Origin of the sequence: Methylophaga thalassica (assembly GCF_030159795.1) — a bacterium.
In the GTDB taxonomy this organism is placed as follows: domain Bacteria; phylum Pseudomonadota; class Gammaproteobacteria; order Nitrosococcales; family Methylophagaceae; genus Methylophaga; species Methylophaga thalassica.
On sequence record NZ_BSND01000013.1, the window covers coordinates 180,692 to 196,142 of the forward strand.

Here is a 15,451-nt window from a genome sequence, read left to right on the forward strand (position 1 = left end):
TAGTTGGCTCCCGCCTTTAGGAAAAATGTGTGACGAATAATGACGTTTTAAGACGAATCCGTTACATCCTCGACGTTAATGACGCGACGATGATTTCGATTTTTGAACAAGCCGATATGACGGTGAGCCGTGACGATGTACGCCAGTGGTTGAAGAAAGACGATGATCCTGAATACCAATCATTGAATGACAAACAGATGGCGACCTTTCTGAACGGATTGATTAACCATCTGCGTGGTAAAAAAGAAGGCGAGCAACCGAAGCCGGAAAAATCACTGAATAACAATATTATCCTCAGAAAGTTGAAGATAGCCTTTAACTTACAAAGTGACGAAATATTAGATGTATTGCAGCTGGAAGGTTTCAGCCTGAGCAAACATGAGTTAAGTGCGTTTTTCAGAAAGCCGGATCATAAACATTTCCGTGCCTGTAAAGACCAGGTGTTACGTAACTTTCTACAAGGCATGCAACTGAAATTTCACCCAAAGAAAAATGATCTTGAGGGCTTTAGCTGGCCGTCACTGGATGATAAAGAGAAGTAAGTTTTGACGAGTCCTCAATTCTTCGACTGCATTGTGATTGGTGCCGGTGCAGCAGGTCTGATGAGTGCGGCCACCGCCGGTCAACGTGGACGCCGAGTATTAGTGTTAGATCATGCGAATAAGGTGGGTAAGAAAATCTTAATGTCAGGCGGTGGCCGTTGTAATTTCACCAATCTGTACATGGAGCCGGATAATTATCTGTCGGCAAACCCCCATTTTTGTAAGTCGGCATTAAGCCGTTACACCCAGTATGATTTTCTGGAGCTAGTCTCGCGCTACCAGCTGGCCTATCACGATAAAGGTGCGGGCGAATTATTCTGTGATGATAAAGCCAGAGATATCCTGAATATTTTATTAGCAGAATGTGAAACGGGCGGTGTCACCATTCAAACTGATACCGCCATTACAGCCATCAGCAAACAAGACAATGAACAGTTTGTCATCGATACGCCGCGAGGTGAGTACCAGTGTCATTCACTGGTGATTGCAACGGGTGGCTTGTCTATTCCTAAAATGGGGGCCACTGGCTTTGGTTATAAAATTGCCAGACAATTTGGCCTGAAAGTGAAAGAGACCGAACCGGCTTTAGTGCCATTTACGCTGAGTGACGCCTGGTTAACCGTGGCGCAGGAGTTAGCCGGGGTATCCATAGATATCAGTGTAACTTGTCGTCAGCAAACCTTTAATGAAGCCTTATTATTTACGCATCGAGGCTTAAGTGGGCCAGCCATTTTGCAGATATCAAACTACTGGTACAGTTCGGATGAGATCACGATAGATTTCTTACCAACGCAATCAGTGGCAGAGTTAATTGAACAATGGAAAACGGCTGGAGAAAAAGCCACGCTGAAAACACTGCTGGGGCATTATTTACCGAAACGATTTGTGTTGACATGGTTAGGACTGATTGCTGCAGATTTAGGCGATAAATTGGTCAAGCAGTTATCAAATCAGGAAATAGAGAAGCTGTCACAGTTTTTCCACCACTGGACAATCAAGCCTTCCGGAACAGAAGGTTATCGCACAGCGGAAGTCACCCGCGGTGGTGTTGATACGGACGGCATTTCGTCAAAGACCTTTGAAGCCAAGACCACAGAAAACTTATATTTTATAGGTGAAGTACTGGATGTGACTGGCTGGTTGGGCGGATTTAATTTCCAATGGGCATGGTCAAGTGGTTGGTGTGCAGGGCAATATGTGTAAGCAGGATCGATTAACGCAGCAAATAGACGCGATGTTATTACGCCATGAAACAAGCGGTATCTCTACAGAAGCTTGATAAGAACATTAACGGACAACGTCGGTTACGGGCGTGTCACGAATGTGATTGGGTGTCTGCTTTACCACGACTTCATGCCGGAGAAGTCGCACAGTGTCCACGTTGCCAACATATTCTGGTAAGACGCCATTACCGTCCGGCCCAACGCAGTCTGGCTTTAGCCATCAGTGCTGTCATCGCATTATTGATCGCGGTGAGCTTTCCCTTTGTCAGTTTTTCGATAAAAGGCATTGGCCACAGTATCGAAATCGAACAAACCGCTTCGATGTTATTGAGTTTTGAGCAGCCTATTGTTGCCATTGTGGTGGCACTGACTATTATCATTCTTCCTGCGCTGTATTTGTTTTCAGTGATCTGGTTACAACTGGTCTTGCTGTTTTCAGAACCAAAAATAAAACACCGGCAAATTGCGCGCACCTTAAAACATCTGGATAGCTGGATGATGGCTGATGTGTTTATTATCGGTGCATTGGTGAGCTTGTTCAAAATTGCTGGCATGGCCGATATTCAGCTGGGTATCGCCTTTTGGGCCTACGCCGTTTTTGCGTTTTTATTATTGATGACAACACGTTCTATCGATGCCGACTGGATGTGGTTTGCGATTGCTGGCGAACCGCGTGCGCCGGCGCAGACCAGAACCGGGCAAGGAGCCTCTGAACAAGGGCTGACGGGCTGTCCGACCTGTGGTTTGATTCATACGCTTAATGAAAATGGCGATAATCATTGCATCCGTTGTGGCGAGCCTCTTCATGCACGTGCACCTAAAAGTCTGCAACGAACGATGTCATTACTCATCACCGCAACTATTCTGTATATTCCAGCCAATGTCTATCCCATTATGACTACCACCACCTTCGGTCAGGAAAAAAACAGTACCATCATGGGGGGAGTGATTGATCTGATTCAACATGGATCCTGGCCGATTGCACTAGTGATTTTTATTGCCAGTATTTTGGTGCCGATAGGCAAATTACTCGTCTTGTCGTGGTTATGCCTGACCGTCAATAATGCTCATCAGCTAAGCCAAATGACGCGTTTGAAATTGTATCGGATTACCGAATTTATCGGTCGATGGTCTATGGTAGACGTGTTTGTGGTGTCGATTCTGGTGGCCTTGATTCATGCTGGTGACTTAATTTCTGTCACCCCCGGATCAGCCGCTCTGGCCTTCGCTAGTGTGGTTGTACTAACCATGTTGGCAGCGATCACCTTTGATTCACGATTAATTTGGGATAACCCTCAATCTGAGTTACGACCTATGCGGGGCAAGAAAGTATGACGGAAGATATCTCTAGTACTGACACAACAGACGAATTAGATACTGCGCGTGCCAGCAAAGCATCAAGCTGGTCACCGATTTGGATTCTTCCTATTGTCGCGGTATTAATCGGTGCCTGGTTGGTTGTGGATGATTATCTCAGCACCGGGCCACTGATTAATCTGACGATGAGTGATGCTGAGGGCATTGCTGCTGGCAAAACGCTGATTAAAACACGTAATGTGGAAATTGGGCATGTTGAATCAGTGAAGCTTTCGGATGATTTGCAATACGCTGTGGTCAAAGCCCGGATTGACCCCGATGCAGCATCAACCCTGGTTGAGGACACACGTTTCTGGGTTGTAAAACCGCGTATTGGACGTGAAGGCATCAGTGGTTTAAATACCGTGCTGTCCGGCGCGTATATTCAACTTGAACCTGGTAAGTCAAAGCAGGAAAAGCGTGACTTTGAGGTATTGGATCAACCACCGGTGTCACTGAGCGGCGATGGAATTCGTATCAGTCTCGACAGCCCTCTGGGAATTTCGTTGAATCCCGGTGACCCGGTCAGTTATCAGGGCCAGATTGTTGGTCGGGTGGAGAAAGCTGAGTTCTCGGCCAGTGATCAACATATGCACCATGAGTTATTTATCGAAGCACCCTATGATGTGTTGGTCACCAAAAGCACCCGCTTCTGGTCTTCTTCTGGTGTCAATATCAGCCTTGATTCGAAAGGCTTTAATATCAACCTGGCCTCACTTGAAACCTTATTAAGCAGTGGTGTCAGCTTTGGTGTTTTACAGGAAATGGAAAATGACAAAGCGGCGGAGTCAGGTGATGAGTTCACTCTATACCCGAATCAGACCGCAGCCCAACAAGCGAGCTATGATCACTACATCGAATATGTGTTGATGGTGAAGGATACTGTGCGTGGTTTGGCAGAAGGTGCGCCTGTAGAGTTCAGGGGGCTGCGCATTGGTACAGTACAAAGTGTGCCCTGGGAATATAACTCGAGAATGCGAAATGGTAAGGATGGTTTTGCTATTCCGGTGCTTATCAGACTCGAGCCTCAGCGGCTGGGTGATTTCCATGATGGTCTGCTTGAAGAGTGGAAAGAGCGTATTGATCGACTGATTAAACGTGGTCTGGTCGCTACTTTAAAACCGGGTAATTTACTTACCGGTTCGATGTTTGTGGATATCAATATCGACAAAACACCCGGCATGCCTGAGATTAAAACCGCCATGTTCAGAGAGCGACAGGTGATTCCGACCAAGTCATCACAGCTCGCGCAGATGGAAATGAAAGTCTCTAATTTACTCGATAAGTTAAATGGTATCGATGTACAGCCTGTTTTAGATGGAGTGAATGCTAACTTGAAAACTTCTCAGGCGTTGCTGCAAGAAGTGCAAAAACTGGCAGTCAGTATCGATAACTTTGTGAATAATCCTCAGACACAAACCATACCGGATAATGTCAATCAGACGCTGACCGAATTAAGAGAAACGCTGAAAGGATTGTCACCCGATGCACCGGCGTATCAGAACTTATCGCAAAGTATTAAGAGTCTGGAAGGTTTGATTAATGACATACAGCCCTTGGTGCGGACTTTGAATGAACAACCCAACGCACTTATTTTTAATCGCACCGAGCAGATGGACCCACAACCACCTGCTGCTCAGCCATAAATTCAGGAGTCTGTTGTGAAACGATTTTTTATTGGGATGTTATTCATATTGCTGACCGCATGTGCCAGCCAGCCTGTGACCCAGACAAATTTCTATACTCTGCCTGTGACTCAGGCGTCAGAGCAGGTGGTGTCTGATAAAACGGTTTTTATTAAACCGGTTATTCTGGCTGACTTTCTCAGCAACAATGGAGTCGTTTTACAACTCGATGACATCACCATTCATTCTGCTCAGTATCATCAATGGGCTGAGCCGTTAACAGACCAGTTGAGCCGCGCTTTACGGGACAGACTCCAGGCGGCACAGTCAAATTATCGGATTGTGAACCTGCCGTCATTTGCCAAGCAAAGCACCTATCAGTTGCAGCTGGAATTTGACCAATTTCAGGGACGCTTCGATGGCAAAGCGGTGACCAGTGGTCAGTGGCAATTGATGAATACCGCTGGAGAAACACTCAAAACACAGCGATTCAGCCTGACTCAAGACCTGCCAGCAGAAGGTTATCCGGTGCTGATCCGAGCCTTAGCGACGAACCTGGACAAATTAGCGGCTGAGATAGCGAAACAATTACCATCTGAAGATAAGCAGCAATAATTGATGTCGGTTATCAGGCTCTGACACCAAATTTCAATTTCTTAATGTATAGATAACGACGTTATGTATAAAAAGAAAATTATTTTGTTTGCCGCATTTGCCTTTCTGATAGTGATTTTGGCTTTGTCACTCACCGTCTGGTCGACCAAGTTCACAGCATCGAATATTGCACAAGTGAATATGGCCAACAGCTTACTCACCGAGCATTTAAAGCTGTCTGATCATAGCTATCGTTTATTCAAGCAAATCACTGATGAAATTCTGCTCGGTAAAAGTGCCAATCAGTCCATTGTCAGAAATAAACGGGCCATGATTACCGAGACGCTATCTCGTATCAGAGCATTAGAAATTGCTCAACGAGAAGCCCTGGGCCCGGAAAAAACCAAGGGTTCTGTCGAGGATACAGATAATCTGGAAATGGCCATAAATGGCATACTCAAGTCATTCGCTGAAGTACTGGAAATGAGTGATGAACAATCACGCTCACAGAAAATTAAATTCCTGCTGGAAGAGCAAATTGATAATAATTTCCGTGATGCGATTAACCTGGCCCTGCAGCGCCAGTCTGGATTGGTGGATGCGCTGAATGCCAATATTGAAAATCGACACGCCCTGATTTATTGGTCGGCATTGGTACTGTCATTATTAGCCATTTTTCTGACGATACTGGGTAGTCTGGCATTAATTCGAAATATAACTGAACCCGTGGACCAATTAAAAAAAGGAGCGGAAGCGCTTTCAAAAGGTGATTTGCAATACCGTGTACCACTTGGCTTTGATGCTGAGTTTGATGCCATTGCTGAATCGTTTAATGGAATGGCACACAATCTGGCTGAACAAAAACAATTACGTGATACCCTCAATCAAAACCTTGAATATGAGGTGGCAAAACGTACAGAGGAGCTGGTTCAATTGAATCAGACCTTACAGCACAACGATGTGTCCAGACGACACTTTCTCGCTGATATCAGCCATGAACTCAGAACACCGCTTACTATTATTCGCGGTGAAGCTCAGGTGGCATTGAGACAAAAAAAAGCTGAGGATTCTGACCCTGCTTTACGTGATGCATTAAGCCAGGTACTCGAGCAGGCTTTGTTTTTGAGTCGACTGGTGGATGACCTGCTATTTATTGCTCGAACCGATACCAATAACCTGAGACTGGAATGTGCAAAAACCAATATCCATGATCTCATCACTGACTGTTGCCAAGATATGCGTCACCAGGCAAAAGCAAAGTCCATGGTCATAAGTTTTCATCCTGTCGTAGAACCTGCCTATGCCATGGTGGATGCCGAACGAATAAGGCAACTGTTAATCATTGTGCTCGACAATGCGATCAAATACAGCCCTGCAGAGACACAAGTACAAATCAATACGTCGATTGATGAGCACAATATCCTGATTCATGTCGCGGACCAGGGGCATGGACTTGAGCAGTCCGAGCTCCCCTTTATTTTTGATCGTTTTTATCGCAGTCAAAAAGTACGGAGAGAATCCTTACCGGGAACAGGCTTGGGATTAGCTGTAGCCAAGGCAATAACCGATGCGCATCAGGGAAAAATCTGGGCTCAAGTAGATGACACAGGTTTTCGTATTACTATCTCACTGCCTCGGGTGGTCTAATGCAAATTCTGCTGATTGAAGATGAAAAACGGGTGGCTGACTTTATCTGCCGTGGGCTGAAAGCGGAAGGCTTTTTTTGTGAGCAAGCGAATGATGGGGCAACAGGTCTCGCTTTTGTGAAACAACACCAATACGACTTGCTGATTATTGATCGCATGCTGCCAGATATGGATGGTTTAACTATCTGCCAACGCGTCAGGAAGCAGAATGCAGACATTCCGATACTTTTTTTAACCGCGGTGGATGACACACAGGAAAAAGTCGCCGGACTCAGGGCCGGCGCTGATGATTACCTGACTAAACCATTTGATTTTGAAGAGTTAATTGCAAGAATTGAAGCGCTGGGTCGAAGACGCTCAGCCCATCAACCTGAACAAGACAGCCTGCAAGTTGGACCGTTACAGATAAATGTCGGTGAGCGTAGTGTTTATGTGGCGGGACAAGCGGTCGATCTCACCTCATTGGAGTTTGATCTGTTGTTATATCTGGTGCAAACCGATGGCAAAGTCGTCTCGCGTGAACGCATAATCAATGCTGTGTGGGGAGTGAATACTGATCCGTTGACGAATATTGTTGATGTTTACATCCGCCGTTTGCGGAAGAAAATTGATAACGAGCCTGCACGTTCATTCATTGAAACCAAACGTGGTGTTGGTTACCGTTTTTCAGCAAAATAATATTCATTTACTGTTCATTTTAAACTCAGAATAAATTCAGTATCGCCTGCCTAAACTGACCTTAGTTTTCACACTAAGGTTAATGATCATGAGAAAGTCTTTATTCGCTCTGGCTGGTTTATCAGTGTTAAGCCTGTCCACCATTTCTTTACCTGTTTACGCCTATGAGGCTGGTGACTGGCTAGTTCGCGGTCGAATTATTAATGTTAATCCCAATGATGATAGTGGTCAGTTATATATCAACGGGGCTGCCTCGGGCGAAGGGGTCAGTGTCAATGATGATACGGTGCCAGAACTCGACATCACTTATATGATTACCAGACACTGGGGGTTGGAGCTGATTCTGGGGTATTCCGAGCACACCGTTAAAGGGGTTAAAAACTGGAGTAATCTCGGTGATGTGGCGGACACAAAGGTCTTACCACCGACATTACTTCTGCAATATCACTTTTTACCGGACTCCTCGATTAGACCCTATATCGGTGCCGGGATTAACTACACCTACTTTTTTGATGAGGAAGTGCCAGGAATCCTCGGCACACCGGGCTCTAAGGTGAAGCTTGATAGCTCTTGGGGACTGGCCGCTCAGGTCGGTGTTGATGTGGCCATTAATCAGGACTGGTTTATAAATGTCGATATGAAATATATCGATATTGATACCCAAGCGCACTACAGCAATATATTAGGTGGCACAATCGACAAAGCTACGATTAACGCCGATATCGATCCCTTTGTGTTTGGTATTGGTATTGGCCGACGTTTTTAATCTCGAACTCTTTTGACCTCCCCATTAGCCCGCATTTATGCGGGTTTTTTTTGTGCTTTTTTCAGTGTTGAAAAATTCATTTTCTGTTCATCTAATAATCAGATCGTATTCAGCCATCCCGCCATAAACTGAGCCTACACAATTCGTGAAGAGGAAGAAAAAATGAAAAAATTATCATTAATGACATTGATTTTAAGCAGTTCGATTGCCGGTTCAGCGCTGGCCAGCGAGTCACTGAGTAAAGAGGTGATTCAAAAAGCGCAGGAAAACTGGGCAGAGGCGATTGTTGAAATTGGTCAGGCAAAACTGGATGGAAAAGACTATGAATCCGTCGCGAAAATGAAAGTCAGTGAGCTGTATGATTTTGAAGATGGCACGGTGTTATTTAAACCGACCAAGGCCGCGCAAGATCAATTCAGAAACAGCTACGATGAGGCTATTTCCTACTTTGTAGGTGGTAGCGTCTCAGAAGATAAAGGCTTTGCCCTGCAACCATGGACAAATGTTCGATTTGAAAATGAAGATATTGCCATCAAAGACGATTATGCCGTTGCGATGGGGAATTACTATTTCACTGATACCTCAGGTAAGGAAGTGAAAGTGGAATACACCTTTGGATATACACTTGAGGACGACGGCAGCGTCAAAATCGATTTGCATCATTCCTCTTTACCTTATCAACCATAAGGTAAGAACTACTGCGGGAGTAGTTCGGAAGCTCTGGCCTTTGGGCCAGAGCTTTTTTTATGCCTTAGTCTTTATTCACTTCGCGTTTATCAATAAACATCAAAATGATTTGCCGATCGGTATAGATATCGTTTGAACTATGCTGACGAATACCGTCGTAAAAGGCTTTGAATTTTGGATCACGTTGTTTAAATCCTTCGATATCCTGGTTTAATACTTGTGCCTGAAATGCTGTTGGTGCGGTATCAAAATGACGTGATGCACAAAATACCGCTGTTGATTGCCCTGCCTGTTCCGCCGCCGTTTCATTGGCTGGGTTGAATAGACACTGTTGATAGTTCTGTTCTTCGGCATTTACAAGTTTTGTAAAGAAAAGGGTAACAACCGTAAGAAAAAGCATATGCACTTTCATCATGACCTCATCGAGTTAGATTCATTAAAGATAATGACTTGCGCGCAATCTAAATTGTTCCAGTCTGATGTTGGGTTTCATGCTTCAACCCAAGCTAGGGATGATTATCTTGCCTCATGCTTGAGTATGACTCGTAGGTTGGGTAGAGCTTAGGCGAAACCTAACGGTGTTTTGGATTTTATAGAGAGCCATTATCAAGGCCTTACCAAGCTATGAACTGTTCTGATGAATGAGATTAATCATCACCATAGAAATACATAGAGGTACTGTCAGAGATGATGATATTAGCCGTGTTTGCTGCTTTTTAAAGTTTTATATTTTTAGATGAATCTGTACAGTACAGATTAATAGGTTTTATTTTAGAGGCTACCTTATGAAGGTTTTGGACTACTACGATAAGTTCGAATGCATTGGTTCTGATTGTGAGGATACCTGTTGTAGTGGCTGGCAAGTCAGTATCGATAAAAAAACATATCGAAAATATAAAACTATTTCCGATCAAAAATTCCGGAAAGAAGTGCTTAATAATATCGGCCCTGACAGACAAAAGGTCACCGGCGCAGAATATAAGATCAAGCTACATGACGATGGCTCGTGTCCTTTTTTGAATGAAGACAAGTTATGTAATATTTATAAAAAATGTGGTGAAACTTACTTGTCCGATACGTGCACAGTCTTTCCCCGCAGACCAACCAAAGTTTTTAATCAGTCACACTCCGCTCTGAGCTTAGCTTGCCCTGAAGTCACACGCCTAGCTATTTTACCTGAAGCTCCTGTACAACTAATTGATATTGATATGGCCAGTGTTCACAGCCAAAGACTACAATCAATTGAGTTAAAAATAGGCGCACATCTACCAGCTAATGCTGAGGAAACCTATGAAGCGATAAGAACCGTCTCATTCCACATCATACAAATGCGACAAATCACCCTGGACGAACGCTTATTTCTCTTGGGCTTCTTCTTAGATAAGCTTGATGCGGGTTCAAAAACAAACAGTTATATTTTGATGAATCAGACTATCGTTGAATTCATCGAGGCGCTTGACTACCCAGACGAACTATTAAAACCATATCGACAATTCAACTCAAATCCACGCCTGAAGCTTGAGTACTCTCTTACAATGTTGCTTACTGATTATCCAAGAGCGGCTAATCCTCGTTTGGCAGAGTGCCTGGACTGGTTAAATAAGGGCTTGGATATTAACTACGATGAGTTTGAGATAGATAAGATACTTGAGAAGTATCAAGGTGCTGACCAGAAATATTATCAGCAGTTTTTACAAGAACGCGGCTATTTTCTGGAAAATTATTTAATCTCCCACTTGTTCCATTCTGACTTCCCTGTATCAAGCCAACATGGTTTATTTGATAGTTACCTTAGATTGATTACCTGCTTTACCAATATTCAAACCACGTTGATAGGAATAGCCAGTTATCATCAGAATATTGATACAGCTCATGTTCTACAATTAATACAAAGCTACGAACGGTTTATCTCGCATAACACTAAATACCTACCATCATTGTTGAAAAAACTAGAAGAATTGAGGTTTAATTCTTTGGGCGCAATGATGCTGCTGCTTAAACCATGATCTAATTGTTAGTCTGTTTGTTGGGTTTCATGTTTCAACTCAACCTAGGGATGTTATCTTGGGCCCTGCTCAAATTGAGGGAGTTGATCTGACGTGTTGTCCCATTCAGCTTTGCTGGCCATAAAAATATGAGCGTCGGGTTGAATAGCTAAGCTGCCGTCTAAACAACCGGCGGGCACCACTAATAAATGACCATTCATTTGTATCTGCGGTAAGGCAGAACCACAGTTTATGCAAAAGCTTTTTGTATGACGGGTGCCTGGTAAGGTGTAAGTACGGATGTTTTCTTCCCCCGACAGCCAGATTAGTTTGGCGGATTGAGAGAACAGATTGGAAGCATGTGCTGATCCCGTATCTTTTCGACAATGACTGCAATGGCAGAGATAAAAATGTTCAAAGTCGCCTTTGATTTCAAAGGTCACTTTGCCACATAAACATGTGCCGTGATGTTCCATCATAGCTTTTCCTTCGTTTTTTCTGACACGTTTTGTTTCAACCACATGCTGATATTTCTCACTCTACCATTAGGGAGAGTGAAGTAGTGAAGTAGGTTGGGTAGAGGAACGAAACCCAACATTCAAGATTGAAGCTATGTTTGTTGGGTTTCACAGGTTCAACCCAACCTACATTTAAAATGAGCAAGTATCTCCTAAGGCGAAACTGGCGCTTTGCCCAAGCTACAAAGTTAAGTAGGTTGGGTAGAGCCCCAGCGAAACCCAACAATCGGATAGACTTTAAGGGATAAGCTTGTTCGAGCTACACTTGTCTGGAGTCATGTTTAAATTCAATCTACAGGATGATTATCTACTTCACACGCTGCCGCTGGGGCGTTCATTTATTTTGCTTGCCCAAAATAAACGAACCAAACAAAAGGGCACCCGATATTGCCTTTGATCCAAAAATTAGGGTTGGCTGATGGCGTGGTCGAAAACTCGCTACGCTCAAACACTCGACCACTTTTTTCCATCAACCAACCCTAATTTTTGGCGGCAATCGACGGGACAATGAGGGGCTTTTTTTATCCCCGTTTGTGCTGACGAGGAGTGACATTTATTCAGGTCAGAGGGAGGCTAGTGTTTGATTCGTGGCATCCATGCCACTCCCCCTTCGGGCGCCTCCGGCGTCCAAATTTGTTCCAGACAAATTTGTGAGCGGAGCGAGTTTTAGCCGACCGCCTGAATCAATGTTATGACGAGTGACGCCGCAGGCCAGCACTGTGGGGTGTCCTAGGGTTGTTAGGGAAATGGGCAAGCATTTCCCTGACTCGCTATTGAGGCGAAACTAGATTTTAAAAAAGCTAGCAGCTTAAGATGAAGAACGAAATCCAATTAAATGAACGCCCCAGCGGCAGCGTGTGAAGTGAAAAATAGAATAGTGTTTGAGGCAATGCTCTAACTTGAGCTAGAAAACATTTGTTGGGTTTCACAGGTTCAACCCAACCTACATTTAAAATAAACAAGCATCTCCCTGACTCGCCATTAAGGCGAAACTAGCGCTCTACAAAGCGTTGATTGCTTTGACTCAATCATCAACGTGGCAGGGCGATAAACGTGCCATCATTTTGTTTGGTCATTTCACGCATGAGCACACTGAAACGATCGGTTGTACCGGGTGAAATAAAACCAATGGCATGAATTTTTGCCAACCGTCTGCCTGAGGGCAGCTTTTTGTTTTGCTGAGTAATGGCATCAATGACCGGGTCGTAACTGGAGCCGGTGTAATCATCACCAAACACATAAATGGATGTGGTGATATTGGCCTTGGCATATTTTCTTAACGCAGCGGTTAAGCCTTCTACCGGACTGGAGTTAGAGACCGCATTCCACTTTTTAAACAATTCGATCACGCTTTTTCGTCTGGCCGGCGTGTCCGGCATCCATTGACCATCGTAGCCGGAAATCAGTGATTGCCCCATATCATTAAGGATTTGAAAACCTTTCACTTGAGGATGAATATTCAGCACATTGACGATTTCCTGAGACACTTTGCCCCAGATGTTTTTCATACTGCCTGAGGTATCGACGATAAACACCACATAGTCACTATCAACTGGAATCCCGCCGACATCTTCATCGCGGGTTTTATTGGGCTTTTGCGGTGTTTTTAATGAGGCTTGTTTTAAGCGCTCTTCCACTAAACCCAGTCCAGCAATGCTTTCTGCCGTGGCGGCTTGTTTTTGATTTAATGCTTTTAGTTGCTGCTGCAGTGCTTTTGAGGCAGCAGCGGTAGATTGTTTTTGCTCAGAAATTGACGAAAGAACCTCAAGTTTTTGATTCATTTCCTGTTGAATCTGGCTGACAGAATTTTGCAGTGTGACTAACTGCGAGAGCATCGCACTGACATCTTCTGTGCCAGCAGTGGGAGCGACATCGACGTCGGTTTTGGAGATCAGAATCAACATCACCACCGCACCAAAGCCGCAGGAAATAATGTCCAGAAATGACAGGCTGAAAATGTCGATACCTTTATCGCGACGTCTCATGGCCAGTTACTCGCCGGGCTGATTAATAAACCATCCGAACTGGAGGCCCAGGCCCAATATTCATAAGCCGCTTCAGGATCACCTTCCAGTGGCAGCAAGATCACATTCTTTTTCGCCTGGGTCAGACCGCTTTCGTTAATGGTCTGGCGAAACAGCCGTTTTCGACATTCACCGGAAATGGTTTTGGCATTACTGGTCAAAGAGCTACAGCCAGAAAATGGATTCAGACTTTTATAGTTGGATTCGCCTTTGGTAGGCAAACCATCGGTGATGACATAGATATCGCTGGGTGATAGTTTGTTAACGGTGCTTAAACCTTTCTGCAGATTCGTTGCGCCGGTAGGAATAACTTGATTCAAACTGCTCATAATGCCGGACACGCTGGCACTGCTGGCAGGCATCCAGCCGGTGCCGCCTAACTGCTTAGCATCTTCACTAAAGGCGACAACGGCAATCTGACTGTTTTTCGGCGCACGTGCTAATAGCCAAGCGACCACGCGCTTGGTGCGTTGCCATTTAGCGGCTGAGACTTTTGTCTGATCAGAACTGCTTTTGGTTTTAATAATATCGAGTAGTTTTTCATTGGTCATCGAGGCGCTGACATCGACTAGGATCGCAATCTTACTGCCTTCCATTTTCAGACCGAGCAGATAGTTTTCTTCATTAACCTGCTGTGTTTCGACCAGGTCTTCTTTTTTCGGCACTTTGATCTCGGTAATACTTTTCTTGAGTTGGTCGAGATTGGACTGTGCTGTTTGAATTTCACTGCTTTTATCGTTGAGATCGGCACGCTGTTGTTGCAGGCTCTGGCTTAAAGCAGCCAGGTCGATATTCTCTTTTTTCAGTTGCGAGGTGAGTTCATCCAAGCCTTTCTGGGCGTCATCACGCGCTTGTTCCAGACTGCTGATATCTTTTTTCAGGTTCTCCGTTTCTGAGGGCGATGACTCAATATTCTGTTTAACCAGCATAAAAACCAGAATCACCGCGCCCAAACCGCAGGACATAATATCCAGAAAGGCGAGGTTTAATCCTTCAGCTTGTCGGTTTTTACGGGCCAACGAAAATCACCGAATGCGACGAAGCAAAAACTTATCACAATAATCCTGCGTATCGACGATTTGGCTGTCTTGCAGGCGTTGTAACTGATGGAATAAAAACATTAAAAAGATACTGATCAGTAAGGCGACTAAGGTGGAGTTAAAAGCGATACCGAGACTGTCTGTCATACCAGAAATATCGCCTGCCAATGCTTCATCCGCCTGAGATAAAGCCTGACCGATACCACGAACGGTACCGATAAAACCAATCGAAGGAATCGCCCAGATCAAATAACGAATCATGGTATTTTCAGAATCTTGTTTGACGGCTAACGCTTCCAGGTTGCTTTCGATCGCATCCGACAGGTTTTGCACATTATTGGTTGAGCTGTAGCGCCACAGAGAAGAGCGTAAAGTCCGCACCAGCGGTGATTGCATACAGTCCGCTGGGATTTCAGTATCCAGCCGATGAATAATCGCATTCACATCCAGAGTATGTTTTGCATCAGTATCCTCAGCTTGTGAATGGGCATCTTTAATCAGATCCACGCTGAACAAATACTTGGTTTTGAGAATATTTCGGTAGGCACTGAGGATCAGATAACAGCCCCACAACATCAGAATAAAACAGATTTCCTGCTCGTAATCTTTGATAATCACGGCAATATCGCGCGGTGCAGTTTGTCCCTGACTGACGGCAAACTCAATCAGTTGTGCTGCTTCTGGGCGAACATAACCAATGTAAAACAAATGCACGACAACGATAGAAATCAGTAATGCCGCAAAACTTTTCAGCATATCTTTCATGG

Annotated in this window: 15 protein-coding genes; 10 read left to right on the forward strand and 5 right to left on the reverse strand. The window is 44.5% G+C overall.

Going from position 1 to position 15,451, the window contains the following annotated elements; genetic code table 11:
• The first annotated feature begins 29 nt into the window (after positions 1–29).
• The 9 genes from QQL60_RS13715 (at position 30) to QQL60_RS13755 (ending at position 9,117) form a co-directional block, all read left to right on the forward strand.
• Entirely contained in the window at positions 30–542 is a 513-nt protein-coding gene (locus tag QQL60_RS13715) for a YehS family protein (protein WP_284723633.1), read from the forward strand.
• Positions 543–545: 3 nt separating this feature from the next.
• Positions 546–1,745 (forward strand): BaiN/RdsA family NAD(P)/FAD-dependent oxidoreductase, encoded by a 1,200-nt coding sequence (locus QQL60_RS13720; RefSeq protein ID WP_284723634.1) that lies wholly within the window; start codon positions 546–548, stop codon positions 1,743–1,745.
• A 44-nt stretch (positions 1,746–1,789) separates the two neighbouring features.
• The gene (locus tag QQL60_RS13725) at positions 1,790–3,100 is read left to right on the forward strand and encodes a paraquat-inducible protein A (protein WP_284723635.1); all 1,311 of its coding nucleotides are present in this window, start codon (positions 1,790–1,792) and stop codon (positions 3,098–3,100) included.
• Entirely contained in the window at positions 3,097–4,767 is a 1,671-nt protein-coding gene (gene pqiB / locus QQL60_RS13730) for an intermembrane transport protein PqiB (protein WP_284723636.1), read from the forward strand. The genes QQL60_RS13725 and pqiB overlap by 4 nt, the downstream gene beginning before the upstream one ends.
• Positions 4,768–4,782: 15 nt before the next feature.
• Entirely contained in the window at positions 4,783–5,361 is a 579-nt protein-coding gene (locus QQL60_RS13735; protein ID WP_273179024.1) for a PqiC family protein, read from the forward strand.
• 63 nt (positions 5,362–5,424) lie between these two features.
• Complete coding sequence (locus QQL60_RS13740) at positions 5,425–6,987, forward strand: sensor histidine kinase (RefSeq protein WP_284723637.1); 1,563 nt, start codon at positions 5,425–5,427, stop codon at positions 6,985–6,987.
• On the forward strand, positions 6,987–7,664 hold the full coding sequence (locus QQL60_RS13745; protein WP_284723638.1) for a response regulator transcription factor: 678 nt from the start codon (positions 6,987–6,989) through the stop codon (positions 7,662–7,664). Before QQL60_RS13740 ends, QQL60_RS13745 begins: the two co-directional genes overlap by 1 nt.
• Before the next feature lie 88 nt (positions 7,665–7,752).
• On the forward strand, positions 7,753–8,430 hold the full coding sequence (locus tag QQL60_RS13750) for an OmpW/AlkL family protein (RefSeq protein ID WP_284723639.1): 678 nt from the start codon (positions 7,753–7,755) through the stop codon (positions 8,428–8,430).
• A 162-nt stretch (positions 8,431–8,592) separates the two neighbouring features.
• The gene (locus QQL60_RS13755) at positions 8,593–9,117 is read left to right on the forward strand and encodes a hypothetical protein (RefSeq protein WP_284723640.1); all 525 of its coding nucleotides are present in this window, start codon (positions 8,593–8,595) and stop codon (positions 9,115–9,117) included.
• Positions 9,118–9,181: 64 nt separating this feature from the next.
• Here the strand turns inward: QQL60_RS13755 and QQL60_RS13760 are convergent, their stop codons facing one another.
• Complete coding sequence (locus QQL60_RS13760; protein ID WP_284723641.1) at positions 9,182–9,517, reverse strand: hypothetical protein; 336 nt, start codon at positions 9,515–9,517, stop codon at positions 9,182–9,184.
• A gap of 385 nt (positions 9,518–9,902) precedes the next feature.
• Here QQL60_RS13760 and fliB point away from each other — a divergent pair, with 385 nt between their 5' ends.
• Positions 9,903–11,123 carry a flagellin lysine-N-methylase gene (gene fliB / locus QQL60_RS13765; RefSeq protein ID WP_284723642.1) on the forward strand — a complete coding sequence of 407 codons (1,221 nt, stop codon included), beginning with the start codon at positions 9,903–9,905 and terminating at the stop codon, positions 11,121–11,123.
• A 53-nt stretch (positions 11,124–11,176) separates the two neighbouring features.
• Here the strand turns inward: fliB and QQL60_RS13770 are convergent, their stop codons facing one another.
• From QQL60_RS13770 to QQL60_RS13785, 4 genes are all read right to left on the reverse strand, one after another.
• Positions 11,177–11,581: a GFA family protein gene (locus QQL60_RS13770; RefSeq protein ID WP_284723643.1), complete on the reverse strand. Its 405-nt coding sequence runs from the start codon at positions 11,579–11,581 to the stop codon at positions 11,177–11,179.
• A gap of 1,070 nt (positions 11,582–12,651) precedes the next feature.
• Positions 12,652–13,605 (reverse strand): coiled-coil domain-containing protein, encoded by a 954-nt coding sequence (locus tag QQL60_RS13775; protein WP_284723644.1) that lies wholly within the window; start codon positions 13,603–13,605, stop codon positions 12,652–12,654.
• Positions 13,602–14,663, reverse strand: coding sequence for a VWA domain-containing protein (locus QQL60_RS13780; RefSeq protein WP_284723645.1), 1,062 nt, complete (start codon positions 14,661–14,663; stop codon positions 13,602–13,604). The genes QQL60_RS13775 and QQL60_RS13780 overlap by 4 nt, the downstream gene beginning before the upstream one ends.
• A 6-nt stretch (positions 14,664–14,669) precedes the next feature.
• Complete coding sequence (locus tag QQL60_RS13785; RefSeq protein ID WP_284723646.1) at positions 14,670–15,449, reverse strand: MotA/TolQ/ExbB proton channel family protein; 780 nt, start codon at positions 15,447–15,449, stop codon at positions 14,670–14,672.
• Positions 15,450–15,451 lie beyond the last annotated feature (2 nt).

Excerpts from the sequence above, each read along its gene's own strand:
- QQL60_RS13740 (WP_284723637.1), top strand. The coding sequence starts at position 5,425 with ATGTATAAAAAGAAAATTATTTTGTTTGCCGCATTTGCCTTTCTGATA.
- QQL60_RS13760 (WP_284723641.1), bottom strand. The coding sequence starts at position 9,517 with ATGCTTTTTCTTACGGTTGTTACCCTTTTCTTTACAAAACTTGTAAAT.
- QQL60_RS13770 (WP_284723643.1), bottom strand. The coding sequence starts at position 11,581 with ATGATGGAACATCACGGCACATGTTTATGTGGCAAAGTGACCTTTGAA.
- fliB (WP_284723642.1), top strand. The coding sequence starts at position 9,903 with ATGAAGGTTTTGGACTACTACGATAAGTTCGAATGCATTGGTTCTGAT.
- QQL60_RS13785 (WP_284723646.1), bottom strand. The coding sequence starts at position 15,449 with ATGAAAGATATGCTGAAAAGTTTTGCGGCATTACTGATTTCTATCGTT.
- QQL60_RS13725 (WP_284723635.1), top strand. The coding sequence starts at position 1,790 with ATGAAACAAGCGGTATCTCTACAGAAGCTTGATAAGAACATTAACGGA.
- pqiB (WP_284723636.1), top strand. The coding sequence starts at position 3,097 with ATGACGGAAGATATCTCTAGTACTGACACAACAGACGAATTAGATACT.
- QQL60_RS13745 (WP_284723638.1), top strand. The coding sequence starts at position 6,987 with ATGCAAATTCTGCTGATTGAAGATGAAAAACGGGTGGCTGACTTTATC.
- QQL60_RS13750 (WP_284723639.1), top strand. The coding sequence starts at position 7,753 with ATGAGAAAGTCTTTATTCGCTCTGGCTGGTTTATCAGTGTTAAGCCTG.
- QQL60_RS13755 (WP_284723640.1), top strand. The coding sequence starts at position 8,593 with ATGAAAAAATTATCATTAATGACATTGATTTTAAGCAGTTCGATTGCC.
- QQL60_RS13775 (WP_284723644.1), bottom strand. The coding sequence starts at position 13,605 with ATGAGACGTCGCGATAAAGGTATCGACATTTTCAGCCTGTCATTTCTG.